Source organism: Vibrio quintilis, assembly GCF_024529975.1.
In the GTDB taxonomy this organism is placed as follows: Bacteria; Pseudomonadota; Gammaproteobacteria; order Enterobacterales; family Vibrionaceae; genus Vibrio; species Vibrio quintilis.
The window spans coordinates 3,587,867-3,602,988 of record NZ_AP024897.1; the positions used below are offsets into that span (position 1 = coordinate 3,587,867).

8 protein-coding genes are annotated in these 15,122 nt (G+C 48.5%); all 8 read right to left on the bottom strand.

Features of this window, described 5'->3' with window-relative positions; genetic code table 11:
- Window positions 1-70: 70 nt before the first annotated feature.
- Complete coding sequence (gene nifK / locus OC443_RS16420; protein ID WP_073583165.1) at window positions 71-1,642, bottom strand: nitrogenase molybdenum-iron protein subunit beta; 1,572 nt, start codon at window positions 1,640-1,642, stop codon at window positions 71-73.
- Window positions 1,643-1,731: 89 nt separating this feature from the next.
- Window positions 1,732-3,204 carry a nitrogenase molybdenum-iron protein alpha chain gene (nifD, locus tag OC443_RS16425; protein ID WP_073583167.1) on the bottom strand — a complete coding sequence of 491 codons (1,473 nt, stop codon included), beginning with the start codon at window positions 3,202-3,204 and terminating at the stop codon, window positions 1,732-1,734.
- Between the two features lie 50 nt (window positions 3,205-3,254).
- The gene (nifH, locus tag OC443_RS16430) at window positions 3,255-4,136 is read right to left on the bottom strand and encodes a nitrogenase iron protein (RefSeq protein WP_073583169.1); all 882 of its coding nucleotides are present in this window, start codon (window positions 4,134-4,136) and stop codon (window positions 3,255-3,257) included.
- Between the two features lie 368 nt (window positions 4,137-4,504).
- Window positions 4,505-4,975, bottom strand: a complete 471-nt coding sequence (locus OC443_RS16435) for a hypothetical protein (protein ID WP_073583171.1) — start codon at window positions 4,973-4,975, stop codon at window positions 4,505-4,507.
- Window positions 4,975-5,403, bottom strand: coding sequence for a helix-turn-helix domain-containing protein (locus OC443_RS16440; protein WP_083601619.1), 429 nt, complete (start codon window positions 5,401-5,403; stop codon window positions 4,975-4,977). Before OC443_RS16440 ends, OC443_RS16435 begins: the two co-directional genes overlap by 1 nt.
- Complete coding sequence (locus tag OC443_RS16445) at window positions 5,404-5,787, bottom strand: hypothetical protein (RefSeq protein WP_143169321.1); 384 nt, start codon at window positions 5,785-5,787, stop codon at window positions 5,404-5,406. It lies immediately after the preceding gene.
- Between the two features lie 157 nt (window positions 5,788-5,944).
- Window positions 5,945-7,210 carry an L-lactate MFS transporter gene (locus tag OC443_RS16450; RefSeq protein WP_234976381.1) on the bottom strand — a complete coding sequence of 422 codons (1,266 nt, stop codon included), beginning with the start codon at window positions 7,208-7,210 and terminating at the stop codon, window positions 5,945-5,947.
- Between the two features lie 246 nt (window positions 7,211-7,456).
- Window positions 7,457-14,680, bottom strand: coding sequence for a non-ribosomal peptide synthetase (locus tag OC443_RS16455; RefSeq protein WP_073583173.1), 7,224 nt, complete (start codon window positions 14,678-14,680; stop codon window positions 7,457-7,459).
- Window positions 14,681-15,122 lie beyond the last annotated feature (442 nt).

Genomic DNA, 15,122 nt, shown 5'->3' on the forward strand with positions numbered 1-15,122 from the left:
ATCTGGTTAAGGTTATCTGGTTAAGGAGGTCAGGCTGACGCGGCCGCGCCAGCCTGACCTGATTTGACACTTAACGGACCAGATCAAATCCAAGATCTGTTTTACCCATTTCAATCGTGTCACGATCCAGTTTCTCTAACACTTCATTGACCAGTGTTGTCAAAACATACATTGCCCCTTCATAACCCAGTGTTGACTGGCGATGGAGGTGGTGGCGGTCAAAAATCGGGAAGCCGATACGCACCAGCGGAACTTCAAACTCAGGACCTTTCGCCAGCGTATCGCGCTGAATGAACTTACCGTATGAGTTACCGATCAGCAGATCCGGTTTCTCGGTAAACATCAGAGAACGCAGATGCCATAAGTCTTTATTGAAGAAGACCTGCGCATTTTCACTATAAGGTGATTCTGCCAGCTGAGCTTCCATCTGTTTCTTCCAGCGTTTATTGGCGTTGTGGCAAAGCACATGTTTGATTTCACAACCCAGTTCGGTCAGGAACTTACACATCCCCATCAGATAGTCAGGGTCGCCGTACAGCGAAACAGTGACACCGTGCAGCCAGGTGTGTGAGTCAGTCATCATATCCACTAACCGGCCACGCTCTTTGGTGATCGATTCCGGGATTGTCTTTCCGGTTAACTCAGAGACTTTCATGACAAAGTCATCCGTCCATTCAAGGCCCATCGGAATGTTGAATTTAGGTACATCCTGTTTCCACATGGTTTCAATGAACTTTTTGGTTTTGACCAATTGTGACGGCTGTAAAAGCAGCGTTGCTTTTGCATTCGGTGCATCTTTCACTTCAGCAATCGGCGTACCACCTGAATACATCCGGTATTCACCATCAGCCGGTGTATCCAGCACTTCAGATGGATCAGACAGGAATGAATAATCCACATCCATTTCATCCAGCATCCGGCGGATCACGCGATAGTTACCCAGATAAGTTTCGAATCCGGGAACAATGTTAATCTTGCCGTTACTGCCAGGTGTTTTGTCTTCCATCGACTGCGCCGTAAAGTACTTGAGCACCCCTTCGAACATATTATCCCAGCCTGTGGTATGGCTACCGACAAAACTCGGTGTATGTGCAAATGGTGTCGGCACATCTTCCGGCAAATGACCTTTATCTTTCGCATTACCGATAAAGGCATTCAAATCGTCCCCGATAACCTCAGCCATACAGGTTGTGGATACGGCAATCACTTCCGGTTTGTATAACGCGTACGCATTTTCCAGACCGTTAAATATATTGTCCTGTCCACCAAATACCGCTGCATCTTCGGTCATTGAGTCAGAAACACAGGCAACCGGCTCTTTGAAATGACGGTTAAAGTAAGTTCTGAAATAGGCCACACATCCCTGAGAACCATGTACATAAGGTAAGGTCTTTTCAAATCCCAGAGAGCATAATACCGCGCCAAGAGGCTGACAGGCTTTCGCCGGGTCAATGGTGATATGCTTACGGGCAAAGTTCAGTTCTTTGTATTCCTCTGTTGTGGTCCACTCAAAGGTTTCTTTCACTTTGGCGGTATCCACAGCATTCTCAAACGTATCCCGCTTATTCTTGATAAGCTTTTGATACTCCGGTTGCTGGAATAATTTATACCCAGCTTTTATATCTTCAACTTTTTGAGCCATGAGTCTTCTCCTGCCGTGCCACTAATCCGTGAACGCCGGCCCGGTTAAATTAATTGGAAATCCTTTCCTGGGGGTTCAGTCAATAACCTTTAAGCAGATTTCGCTAATGCATCATCTTCAGACTTTTCTGCTAACCACGGTGCCTGCATGTTTTTCCAGCACGGGTTATTAATCGTCATATCCATATCGCGGGCAAAAATCGCAAAACCATCGACACCGTGGTAAGGACCGGAGTAATCCCAGCTATGCATCTGACGGAACGGATAACCCATTTTGTGGAACACATATTTTTCCTTCACCCCGGAGCCAACAATGTCCGGATTCAGGCGTTTCACAAATTCCTCAAGCTCATAAGCACTCGCATCATCAAACAGCAGCGTGGCATCTTTCACATCAGGCGTGGTTTTAACGTAGTCATCGTTATGCGCAAACTCATAACCGGCACCCACAACTTCCATACCCAAATCTTCGTAAGCCCCGATGATATGGCGCGGACGCAAACCACCGACATACAGCATGACTTTTTTACCTTCAAGACGCGGGCGATATTTCTCAATCACTGCATTCCACTGCTCTTTATAGCGGGCAATGACTTCTTCCGTTTGCTTCTGGATTTTTTCGTCAAAGTAAGACGCAATCTTACGCATAGAAGATTCAATTTTCGCCGGACCAAACAGGTTATATTCAACCCATGGAATTCCGTGTTTCTCTTCCATATAACGAACGATGTAGTTCATTGAACGGTAACAGTGAACCAGGTTCAGTTTCACTTTGGGGGTATTTTCCAGTTCAGGTAAAGTACCGTCACCCGACCATTGCGCAACCACACGCAATCCCATATCTTCCAGAATGATCCGCGAAGACCATGCGTCACCACCGATGTTATAGTCACCGATAATTGCCACATCATAGTCTGTGGTTTCAACCTCTGACTGATTCTCTTCATCGAACACATAATCACGGAAGGTATCGTTCGCAATGTGGTGACCTAAAGACTGGGAAACCCCACGGAAACCTTCACAGCGGACCGGAATGATTTTCTTACCGATTTCTTCCCCTTTCAGACGGGCAACCGCTTCGATATCGTCTCCAATCAAACCAACCGGACATTCTGACTGAACAGAAATCCCTTTGGTCAGCGGGAATAACTGCTCCAGCTCATCAATCGCTGAAGAAAGTTTTTTATCTCCGCCAAAAACGATATCCCGTTCCTGGAAGTCAGTCGTGACATTCAGCGTACCGAATGAATCCACACCCGTTGTACCGGTATAGTAGTTCCGGCGTCCCGCACGGGAATACTGACCACACCCAACCGGACCGTGAGAAATATGAATCATATCTTTCACCGGCCCCCAGACCACACCTTTCGAACCTGCGTAAGCACAACCACGAACCGTCATTACACCGGGAACGGATTTACGGTTTGATACAATGCACTTTGCACTGTCTTCACTGCTGTCGTTCACGGTCATGTGCCTGGCACGATCCTGCTTCGCAGCTTCAGGATAAACTTCAAGCACTTCATCGATCAGCGCCTGGGCTTGTTCTTTACTCATCGACATATAGTTTCCCTCATGCAATGATTTTTAAGGAAAGCACTGAACAAACCTGCTCAGGCAGCAACTTCTTCATCTGCTGTTTTACCAATGATGGATTCATCTTCTTCATCGATAATACCGAATTCCATCAGCAGCTCTTCCAGTTCATCCATCGTGGCTGGTTCAGGCACAACGAACAGTTGGTTGTCGATAACTTTTTGTGCCAGGGTGCGGTACTCATCAGCCTGATTACATTTCGGATCATATTCGATGACCGTCATCCGGCGGATTTCTGCACGCTGAACCACGTTATCCCGCGGTACAAAGTGAATCATTTGCGTCCCCAGTTTCGCTGCCAGTGCCATAATCAGCTCATCTTCACGGTCTGTATTCCGTGAGTTACAAATCAAACCAGCAAGGCGAACTGAACCAGTAGCTGCATACTTACAAATCCCTTTTGAGATGTTGTTTGCTGCATACATCGCCATCATTTCACCGGAAACAACGATATAGATTTCCTGTGCTTTGTTTTCACGGATTGGCATCGCGAAACCGCCACACACAACGTCACCCAGTACGTCATAAAACACAAAGTCCAGCTCGTCTTCGTAAGCGCCTTCTTCTTCAAGGAAGTTAATCGCCGTAATAACCCCGCGACCGGCACAACCCACACCAGGCTCAGGACCACCAGACTCAACACAGCGCACATCGCCGTAACCCACTTTTAATACATCTTCCAATTCGATATCTTCAACAGAGCCAGCTTCAGCAGCCATTTCCATAATCGTGTTTTGCGCTTTTGAGTGAAGAATCAGGCGGGTAGAGTCCGCTTTCGGGTCACAACCGATAATCATGACTTTTTTACCTGCTTCAGCCAGAGCGGCCACAAGGTTTTGAGTCGTGGTTGATTTACCAATCCCGCCCTTTCCGTAAATTGCACATTGACGAATTGCCATATCAGGTTCCCTCCATAGGATGTTAAAGAAAACAATTCCTACATCAGGGTGCGAAAAGTACGCCAATTCAAACAGGTAAATTTATTAATTTAAAATCAACAAGATATAATGATAAGAAATAAAACAGACAACCAACAAAATGTCGATTGTCTGTTTTTTAACAAAGATTGTAGGTTTATACCCAAGCAACCTGAAGATGCAGGGTTGCTTGGGTATAGTGATGAGATTTATTTTTGATGGCTGCAGGATTCAGAGGTAATTCACGCTGTGCTTAAATTTCATCGATTCCATAAACAGGTAAGCGGATTGCTGAGCATCAGATAAATGCACTGGCGCAGCGAATATACCACCGCAGATGGAAACCTGAATCACTCCGGATACGCTGGTACTGTCAGGCACTCAATCCCCAGTCTGCTGCATGAAGACTGAACCACTTCCCGGAAATAAGGCCACAGATGTAAATACACTTCATATTCGGCAAAATCTAAACAGTCTTTCTCTGACAGTTTACGTTCAGACAAATACTGAATCACATAGTCAGCCTGAATGATCAGCATTGGACTCACAGCATTCTGATCCGGATGACCGGCGTCTTCATCGGAAAGACTCCGTATCCCCAACGTCATATAAAACCGGTAAATATATGGTGAATTTTCGTTTCCCTGATCCGGCGCAGCTTCAGGCAGCAGTTCTCTGACTTTATCGAAATATTTCAGGATTTGCATATGTCTCAGGTGACTGCCCTCAAAATCTTCCAGCTCGGTCTCTTCGTCAACTTCGACCACCAGACCACGCATATTGATTTGGTCAATCTGTAATTGTGCTTGCTTGTTCATCATCAGGCTACCTTGTTGTAGTTTGTCCAGCCGGCTTTTTCGACTTTCAGCACGTTACCGGCACGTTTATAGCGGGTTTTGTTTTTTATGGTAAGCGGTTTGACCTGTACTGAACTCCACTTTGGCGCTTTCTGGTATGTCTCCGGTAATTCAACCGGTATTCTGACCTCGGGTTGAATACCAAGCGCAAAACAGATATCGGATAAAGAAGCCAGCGTCATATTTCTGGATCCATCCAGTAAACGGCTGACATGCGACTTTGATTTGTTCAGCCGTTTCGCCAGCTCAACTTTACTGATCTCTTTGTCTTCCATCGCCATCAGTAATGTTTCTGTGACCATGTAAATCAAATCATCTCTGGCAAATGCACGCTCTTCTGCTTCACTGAACTCTGTTCCTTCAGGAAAGAACATCTCTCTTGCACTCATCATTTATCCCTCTGTATTCCGCCAGCTGGCTATCACCCGGTGACGATCCTGATCACTCAGTTTGTCTCTGGATTTAAAAACATAATGACTGATATAAACCGTACGGGGATATTTTTTGGAAAACCAGCAATATCCTCTGACCGGAATTCTTTTCAACGCGTAGAAATGAGAACCATTTGGTAATTCAGCTTCTTTCGGAAAATGCAGGCCGGACAGACGCCCCAGATTCGCCAGGGTTTCAATCTGTCTGACCATATGCATCACCAGAGTCGGCTTGCGCTTGTATGGTGCGACCTTCGTCAACGCATCCCGGAAGCTTTCTATAGCTCCCTCACAATGGACAACCCTTAACCGTTCACCGCTGTATTCCCGTTTCAGATCGTTCACCAGCTCTCTTTACCACCATAAAGTTTACATATATGGAAACTACCGAGGTGTATTTGACCATTTTTTGTTGCTGATGTCACTCGTTTCACTTAAATAATCCGGTTCCCGATCATGCTGTCGCTCACAAAAAAAGGCAGAACCGGTTATCAGGAAACGATTAATAATTTTCTGCCACGACTTTCTGCGCTGTTTTTTTATGGACAAGGTGATAAATACAGGTCAGTACAAATCCAGCCAGACTGAATCCGATACCAATTAAGAATGCACCTTTGAAACTGCCGGAGGCATCAAAGACCTGGCGCATAATCGTCGGGCCGACATAACCGGCAATGGCAAAGCCACAAAACATAATGCCGAAGTTGACACTGTTGTTTTTCGCCCCGAACTGATCGGCGGTTAAACCGGGAAATACGCCCATAAAAGCACCAAAACACACGCCAATCACAGAAATACCGATATAGAAGGTTTTCACATCGCCCTGTCCTGCGATATATAACAGGTATAATCCGCCAATCGAAAGAATACAGGCCAGCGCCAGTGTATTCACCCGGCCAATTTTGTCGGAAAGCACACCGGCAGCCACCCGGCCGGAAACATTGAATAACGCCAGAGTTGAAACCGCAGCAGTTGCCGAAGCGACGGACATACCAATCATCTGTCTGGCCAGCGGCGCAGCCAGTGCAATGCACATCAGTCCGGCCACAGCGCCACACGTCAGCAGAATCAGTAAAATATAAAAAGTGGACGTTCCCAGCATCTGTTTCCAGGTAAAATCAGCCTGCAATGCAGCAGCCGATTTTTGTGGTGGCGTCCAGCCATCGGGTTTGAATCCGTCAGGACACTTCTCAATAAAGAAACCACTGACACAAACGATCACGGTAAACGCCAGGCCAATAATCTTAAAAGAAGACAAGATACCCATATGCTGGGTAATTGCAGCAGCAACTGGCGGAATAATCACAGAACTGATACCAAATAACGCTGTACTCAATCCACCAACCAGTCCCCGTTTATCCGGGAAAAACTTAATCGATGTACTGATGGTCGCGCCGTAAACCATCCCCAGTCCCAGCCCCGTTAACAGGCCGTAGCCAATAATCAGATGCGTAACACTGGTAGCAAAACCAGACAGCACCATCCCGCCACCGAACATCAGCCCGCCGCCAAGAATCACCAGTCTCGGTCCGAACGTATCGTTAATCCGGCCACCTGAAATCATCGTCACCGGTCCGATTGAGTTCGCAACCACAAAAACAATCGCCAAATCAGCCGCCGTAATGTGCGCGCCGTTCAGCTGACTTAAATAGTCGGCCATCGGTGCAGAGAACACACTCCAGGCATACATCGACCCGATACACAAATTGATAAAACATCCGGCTGTCAGGATCAGCCACCTTCTCCGGGTATAGTTTGTTCGCTTCATACAACTCCTTATTTCATTGAATCTAAATGATGCGCTGTATCTGATTGAAGATGACAACGCGATACATATCTCATCCCTGAAAAGTCACTTCATCCATGTGGCAGGACGGGCCATCTGGCTGTCCGGAATTCAGCTTGGTGGACTCCGGACAGTCCCCTGTATGGTTAAAATCCCGGTTTTGTCAAAACCTCTGTATTGTCAAAAACCCTGTGCAGTCAAAAACACTGTGCAGTCAAAAAACCTGGGTTACAGAGCGCCTTCTTCGTACACCACGCCGGCGTCCGCCTGCTCAGGGATTTCCATCGCCTGCGCAATCCGGGCAATGGTCTGGCGGTTAAAAATAGTCCGCAACGACAGGACAACACCGTGCTGTTTTTCAAGCACAGAGGTCAGCTGCATTGCTGTCAGTGAATCGCCGCCAACGGAGAAGAAGTTGTCCGTCATACTGATAGGGTTGGAAGATGACAGCACCTGCATCAGGACTTCAGCAAGTAGCACTTCTTCCGGGCTTGATGGCGCAACAAATTCACCCTGACAATGATCTGAAACGATCGACTGAGCGACCTTAGTCAGTTGTTTGCGATCAAGTTTACCGTTCGCCGTCAGCGGAATCCTGCGGCACAGGACAATATGCTGTGGCAGCATGTAGTCCGGCAACTGGTTTCTGAGTGCCGGCGCAACAAGAGCTTTCTCCTGAGATGAAAATCCCTGCTCAGGAACCGGCATGTAATCCTCCGTGAGCTGTGCCTGAATCGCCGGATCATCTGTTTCAACAAATAACAGAATCTGCTTTGATGGTGAGCCGGTCACCAGTGCCAGTGCTTTTTGTATGCCTTGAACAGCGCAGGCAACATGCTCGATTTCACCCAGCTCTATCCGGTGTCCGTGAACTTTCACCTGATTATCCCGCCGGCCGGAAAATTCAATCACACCATCCGGCCAGAAACGCCCGGTATCACCGGTCCGGTAATACATCTGACCTTCATGTACCACAAACTGGGCCACAGTTTTTTCCGGATCGCCAAAGTAGCCCTGCGCAACCCCTTCACCACCAATCCATAGTTCACCGGTCACCCAGTCCGGGCAATCCCGGCGCTGCTCATCCATGACCCGGTAGGATTGATGACTCAGGGCATAACCATAAGGAATACTACGCCACTGCGGATCCACCTGAGTGACCGGAAATGCATTCGACCAGATGGCAGCTTCCGTTGCCCCGCCTAAAGCGATAAGTTCCGTTTGTGGATTCAGCTGCTGCAAGCGCGAATGTAAATCCAGCCCAACCCAGTCTCCGGAGAGCAAGACGTGCTGTAACGTTGCCGGTAATGTCAAATCCTGACTGCTTTCAGCCGCAATCAGCAACATTTCAAACAGTGCAGGCACAGAGTTCCACACCGTCACGTGGTGTTCATTGATCATCTGTAGCCAGACTCTGGCTTCTTTTCGGTTCTCTTCTGCCGGTATCACAACCGCACCACCCACAGACAGCGGGGCAAAAATATCAAATACTGATAAATCAAAATTCAGTGCTGATAAAGCAAATGAGCGGCTGGATGAGGTGAGAGAAAGCCGGGCCTGCATATCATCAATGGTATTGGCTGCCGCCTGATGGGTTGTCACTACGCCTTTAGGCACACCGGTTGAACCCGAGGTATAAATGATATACGCCACATTACCCGGCCAGAAATCCGGCCAGCGTGATTGCTCCAGATGCATCTCACCTACTGCCGCGATATCAATCACCGGCAAGTGATAACCATCTGTTGCTGTTGCGCTGTCAGCCACAAGACAACGGGGCGAGGCCTGAGCGATGATCTGCTGAATACGCTGCCGGGGCTGCTCTTTATCCAGCGGAATATAGGCGGCTCCGACAAGATGAGCTGCCAGTACCGCAATGATTTGCTGCCGGCCTTTGGGCAGAATCACCGCAACGCGCTCACCGACACAAACACCGGTCTGACGCAAACGATAAGCCAGCTCAGTCACCTGTTCAGCCAGCGCCCGGTAAGTCAGTACACCCTGTTCATCAATCAGGGCCGTGTGTTCAGGATCTGATTCGGCCCATTCAAAGAAGCGACCATGTAACGTCCGGTGATGAAGCGGAATCAGATTGGTTTGGTTACTGCTGTCGCGCTGTTGCCGCAGTTCATCTGACAGATATGTACGGACCGGTGCTGATAATTTTTCCGGCTGCTCAGCCAGCGAAGTAATTAAACGCCCCATAAAAGCGAACATTTGATCGATCATCTGATCAGGGAATAACTCATCAACGGAATCCCAGCTGATGACCAGATTACCGTCGTCCTGCCGGACCTGACAGTCGAGCCACACCTGCGGTGTCTGGGAAACGACATAATCAATTTTGCCGAATGGATTATCCGAGAGGAAATCATGACCAATGTTGCTGGTAAAGACCACTGGCATCATCACCTGAGAGCCGGATTGCCGTGACATTTCCCGCAACACGTTGATCGCATCAAAACGGGCATGGTCCAGCCCGGCCATAAAGGTTTCATTTAAGCGCCGGGCATTTTCCAGCAGGGTATCCTGAACAGATGGACGACAGGCAAGCAACATCAGCGTGGTGAAATCAGCCACCATGTCGGTAATATCCAGTGTGTCATGACGACGGTTAAAAATCGTCAGATTCAGACAGAATTCACGGTTCTCACTCCACCCGCGGAGCGTTTCAGCAAAGCAGGCCGCTAACAGCATCGATGGTGTTATCTGGTACTGATACCCCGCATTTTGCAATGCCGTCCAGTCAGAGGCCGGTAACTGCCACTGCCGGTGCACAAAGCGGGGTTTTCCGGTTTGTTCCGGCCGGACAGCCAGCGGCAGTGCCGGTGCACCGGGAAGCCCCGGAATCTGCGCCGCCCAGTAGGCCTGATCTTCATCACCAGTCTCCGTGGCCCGGACATAGCGCAGGTATTCAGGGAAATGAACGGTTGGTTTTACATCCTGAACGGTTTCAGGATAGGTATAGAAACCTGCCAGATCATCCAGCAGAATCCGGATACTCATGGCATCGGCGATTACCATATCTATATCCACATGCAGGCGGCTTCCCTGAGCCGTCTGACTGACACAGACACTCATGCCCGGTTCAGTATGCAAATCGGGCACTCTGTCCTGCAGTTGTTGCCTTAATTCCAGCTGCTTTTGCGCCGCTTCAGATTCGCTGAAATCCTGCCATTGGTATGCGGTGATCTGAGCTGGCTCATACGCGACAAAATAACCCGTACCGTCTGTATTCATTCTCATCCGCAGCAAACTGTGACGCTGTACCAGCGCATTGTATGCATGGCTGAGCCGGTCAACATTCATCTGCGGACAGTTGAATTCAAGATAGGCATGGCAGGCAACCCCGCCAAGGACCAGATCAGGATTGCGTCCCTGCCAGTAAGCCCGCTGAACATTGGTCAGCTCAAAGGGCTGACTTAACACATCTTCTGTTGCATGGCTCGCGGCAGCAGCCGGCTGAGTGGTCACCTGAGCGGCCTGATGCCACAAAGACAGCCAGCCCTGAATGGTCGGATGTTCATAGAGGCGTACCAGTTCATAGCGAACACCCGCTTTTCTTGCTTCATCCACAAAATCGATCAACTGGATGGAGTTGAGCCCCAGATTGATCAGGTTTTCATGTTCATCAAGCGCTTCTGTTCCGATATCCAGTGCATCCCTCAGCCAGCGGGTGATGAATTCACGCCCGTCAATGGTGTCACCGGCAGGTGAATGAAGCTGATGGATAGCACCAGCCTGAACCGTACCTTGAGGTAACTCAATCCAGTAACGTTCCCGGCTGAAAGAATACAATGGCAGCAAATTGATCACTGCTGCCGGGAAGGTTTGATGACGGACTAAAGCAGACCAGTCATAGTGATTTCCCTGTATCCAGGATGCAATCTCAGATTCTGTGGTTTGACTGTCAGGTAAAATACCGCAGGCGATTTCATCCAGCTGCCCTGTCAGTTCAGCAATGTCTGCAAATTTCACACAAACCCGGACCGGGAGTGAGTGATTTCGTTTACTCAGCCAGGCATGAATCAGTAACTGATGCAGCGTTTCAGGTTGTTGCTGTAACAGTAATGTCCAACGCGCGGCCATGGCACGCAGACTGTTTTCACTGGCCGCAGTCAAAGGAAAATGGTTGATGGCCGATTCACTGAATGACGGTTGTAACCCAGCCTTCATTTGTAAATCATTAGCTTGTCGATCATTAGCCCGCGGAACCTGAGTTTGCGGATAATGACGCAAAATCAAGTGGGCCAGCGTTCCGGTAAAACCAAAGGCATTCACCGCCATCCGCCTGAGCTTCTCCGGACGTGAGTTGCGGCTGAATGCATAACGAGACATCCATTCCGATAAATGCGGATTGAAGCGGGTAAAACCGGGGTGGGCAAACAGACATTGCTGATGCATCTGCGCTATCGCATGAATCACGCTAACCACACCGGAGGCTGACTCAAAATGGCCTAACTGAGGCTTAAAGGTGGTTAAATTCAGAGGGTGCTGACGCTGACCATAAACACTGTCAATGGCGTGCAATTCAATCGAATCGCCTAATGCGGTGCCGGTGCCGTTCATCTCAATCGCATCAATATCATTCACAGATAAACCGCTTTGTGACAAGACATCCTCAATCATAGCGGCCTGTGCCAAAGGATTTGGCGCGGTCAGGCTGCTGCTTTCCCCATCCTGCCCGACGCCGCTGGCTTCTATCACTGCCAGTATCGGGTCACCGTCAGCAACAGCAGCTTCATAATTTTTCAGCAATAACAGCCCGACACCTTCAGAGCGCATATAACCGTTCGCCTGCTCACTCAGGGTGGCACAGCAACCGTCCGGTGAAAGCATTCCCGCACTGATCAGTGCCTGTTCATTGGACGATGACAGCAGGAAATTTACCCCGCCGGCAATCGCGGTATCACCGCTGCCTGACTGAATGAACTTGACCGCAGCATCAATCGCCACCAGAGAAGAGGAACAGGCAGTATCAATCGTGACGGCCGGGCCTCTCAGGCCGAAGAATTTTGCCAGTCTGCCGGAAGCGGCACTTCGGGAGTTCCCGGTAACAAAGTATCCTTTAGCAAATTTCTCATGATTCTGGCTAACGACAATATCACTGTAATCCTGACTGCCCTGCCCGATGTAAATACCGTATTTTTGTCCTTTAATTTGCTCAGGTAACCATCCGGCCTGCTCAAAAAGATGCCAGCCTGACTCCATCAGCCAGCGTTGCTGTGGATCCATCAACCGGGCTTCCTGAGCTGAAATACCAAAGAACCGGGCATCAAACTTATCAACATCATCAAGACATCCAACCGGTAAGGAGAAGCTTCTGTCATCCGATGTCAGCATGTTTCCGGCATGCTCACCTTTCATCAGCCAGTTGGCATAATCCCGCCAGGAAGAATCGGCTTCCTGCTGTGGTAAACGACAACTGACCGCAATCACAGCAACATGCTGGCTTTTCGCTGAAGTTTGTTTCTGCGCGGTGACTTTAGCTGGCAGACGGGATTGAATCCACTGGCGAAGTGCCGTGACATTCGGATACGCAAACAGAATTGTCGGAGACATCGACAAGCCGTAATGATCGGCCAGCTGGCGGCACCATTGTGCGGCAACAAGGCTGGTGACCCCCAGATCGGCAAAGCCCTGTTTGTCATCAATCACCTCTTCTCCGAGTACAGCTTTCAGTGATGTCAGAATGTAATCCGGCTCAGAAGTCATCCCCGTATCGCTAATCGCAATCTCTTCTTTTTTCGCATCATTAAATGTAGTGCCATACAAAACATTCAAAGCGTCATTGTTTAAGTCCATCAGCATATGGCGGCGGCGGATTTTACCGCTGGAGGTTTTCTTCAGGTTACCTTTGGGTATCAGAATCACTCTTGATACCAGCAAGTGATGATGCTGGCGAACCTGCGCATAAATATCCTGTGCCAGACTTTCAAGATACTCCTTACGGGTATGACGGTGAACTTCGCAAATACCGTTGATATTTCCGGTATCCGTATCCTGAACAAAACAGGCACCACCAATTTCCACCAGCTCACACTGCTTCTCAATGGTTGCTTCGATATCATTCGGCATATGGTTTTCACCGGCCACAATAATGATATCTTTGATCCGGCCGCAAATGTAAAGTTCACCTTCAAGGATAAACGCCAGATCACCGGTACGCAGGTAGTGTTTATCACTGGTTTGGTGAGCCAGTTTCGCCCGGTAGACCGTTTCCGTCATTTCAGGCTGATTCCAGTATCCGGCCGGTAGGCATTCACCCGTCATCCAGACTTCACCAATCTGACCATCTTCACACTGTATTCTGGTATCCGGATCAACAATTCTCAGATCCCAGCTGCCAAACTCTTTACCACAACCAATCAGTTCCCGGCCATGCTCTGCTTTTTTGGCGTGTCCCTGTGCCAGTGCTTTTTCATCAAAAGTATGACGAATCATTGGCGTGCCGATTTTTTTATAGCTAACCACCAGCGTCGCTTCTGCCATGCCATACCCTGTCATATACATTTCAGGAATAAAGCCTGCGGGACGGAAGTGCTCTTTGAACAGATCAACGGTTTCAGGGCGGATAGGTTCCGCTGCGGTTAAAGCTACTTTCAGGCTGGACAGGTCAAGACCGGGGACATCTTTTTCATCAACAGCATCCACACACAAGCGGTAGGCAAAGTCAGGTGCCGTGATAATCGTTGCCTTATATTGTTCGATAAGAGACAGCCATGAAAGAGGATTTGCAACAAACTGGCTGGGGCGGATAAAGGTACAACTCCCGCCGGAGAAGATCGGAAACAGCAACCCATAAAACAGACCGAGGTCATGATAGAAAGGCAGCCATGTTGCCGTATGTATACTGTCCACTTCTGCGTTCATTCTGACCATCAGGTGGTGATGATTCATGATGTTCTTATCATAGTTACATACGGCTTTCGGCACCCCGGTGGAGCCCGATGAATATTGCAGCATCACAGGTGCAACCGGCGCCCGAAACATGTCTCCGGATAATGAACACCCCTGCGCGGTTGCCAGAATTTCATCAAGGTAGATAACCTGCCGTTCCTGATCCCACCCCAAAGCTTCTATGCTTTCCTTAGATGATGACATGGCGAGAATAATTCTCGGATCGCAGTCTTTCATAATATGCGTCAGCATGGTTTTTACCCGGCGAATTCTTTTTTCTCCGGGAAGATTAACCGGTACAGCAGTCACGCCGTTCATCGCACAGGCTAAATAGCTGAAAACGAAGTAAGCGCTTCCGGGAAGCAGCAGTAATGCCCGCTGACTATAATGAGGAAGTAAGTATTCGGAGATAATACTTATTTTTTTTTCGACATCCTGATAGGTGTATATTTGGTGCGGAAGCGAAGAACAGTCCCGCAAAGCAATTTCACTGGCATGGTGTTGAAACTGATCAAGCAAAGTCTGCTGAATCCACCCTAGTTGTTTATACATTATGGTATACCTTATATATGATTTATACCGGACATACCTGAAGTTGTAATCACGTTAATAGCGCTTGCTCTACAGGAGCACCCGACAGCTAAACAGGATAAATCTCCCTCATTATTTCTCTCATTCCCCTTGTTTCCTGAAGCAACAAATTTGCTCAGTTTTTTCAGCAATTTCTTCACCGGCTCCGGACATACAGGAATGCTTTGTTCACTCGCTCTCTGAGCGCAACTTCAGCTTTTTGGTATATACATTCACTTCTGAATCAACTGAAACCCTGAGTACCTGGGTCAGGCAAGGTGTGACGAAATCTCTCTTTATATTGACTATTGCAGTCATCAATCATCTGCCAGAGAAAATCTGGCAGAACATCAATCCTGATGGTTCAATTCCCTGCTACTTCGTGAAAACAGGTTTATCTGTAAGTGATAATGTCAGTATCGTC

Coding starts and splice junctions, on each gene's coding strand:
- nifD (WP_073583167.1), bottom strand. CDS start 3,204: ATGTCGATGAGTAAAGAACAAGCCCAGGCGCTGATCGATGAAGTGCTT.
- OC443_RS16455 (WP_073583173.1), bottom strand. CDS start 14,680: ATGTATAAACAACTAGGGTGGATTCAGCAGACTTTGCTTGATCAGTTT.
- nifK (WP_073583165.1), bottom strand. CDS start 1,642: ATGGCTCAAAAAGTTGAAGATATAAAAGCTGGGTATAAATTATTCCAG.
- OC443_RS16450 (WP_234976381.1), bottom strand. CDS start 7,210: ATGAAGCGAACAAACTATACCCGGAGAAGGTGGCTGATCCTGACAGCC.
- OC443_RS16440 (WP_083601619.1), bottom strand. CDS start 5,403: ATGATGAGTGCAAGAGAGATGTTCTTTCCTGAAGGAACAGAGTTCAGT.
- nifH (WP_073583169.1), bottom strand. CDS start 4,136: ATGGCAATTCGTCAATGTGCAATTTACGGAAAGGGCGGGATTGGTAAA.
- OC443_RS16435 (WP_073583171.1), bottom strand. CDS start 4,975: ATGATGAACAAGCAAGCACAATTACAGATTGACCAAATCAATATGCGT.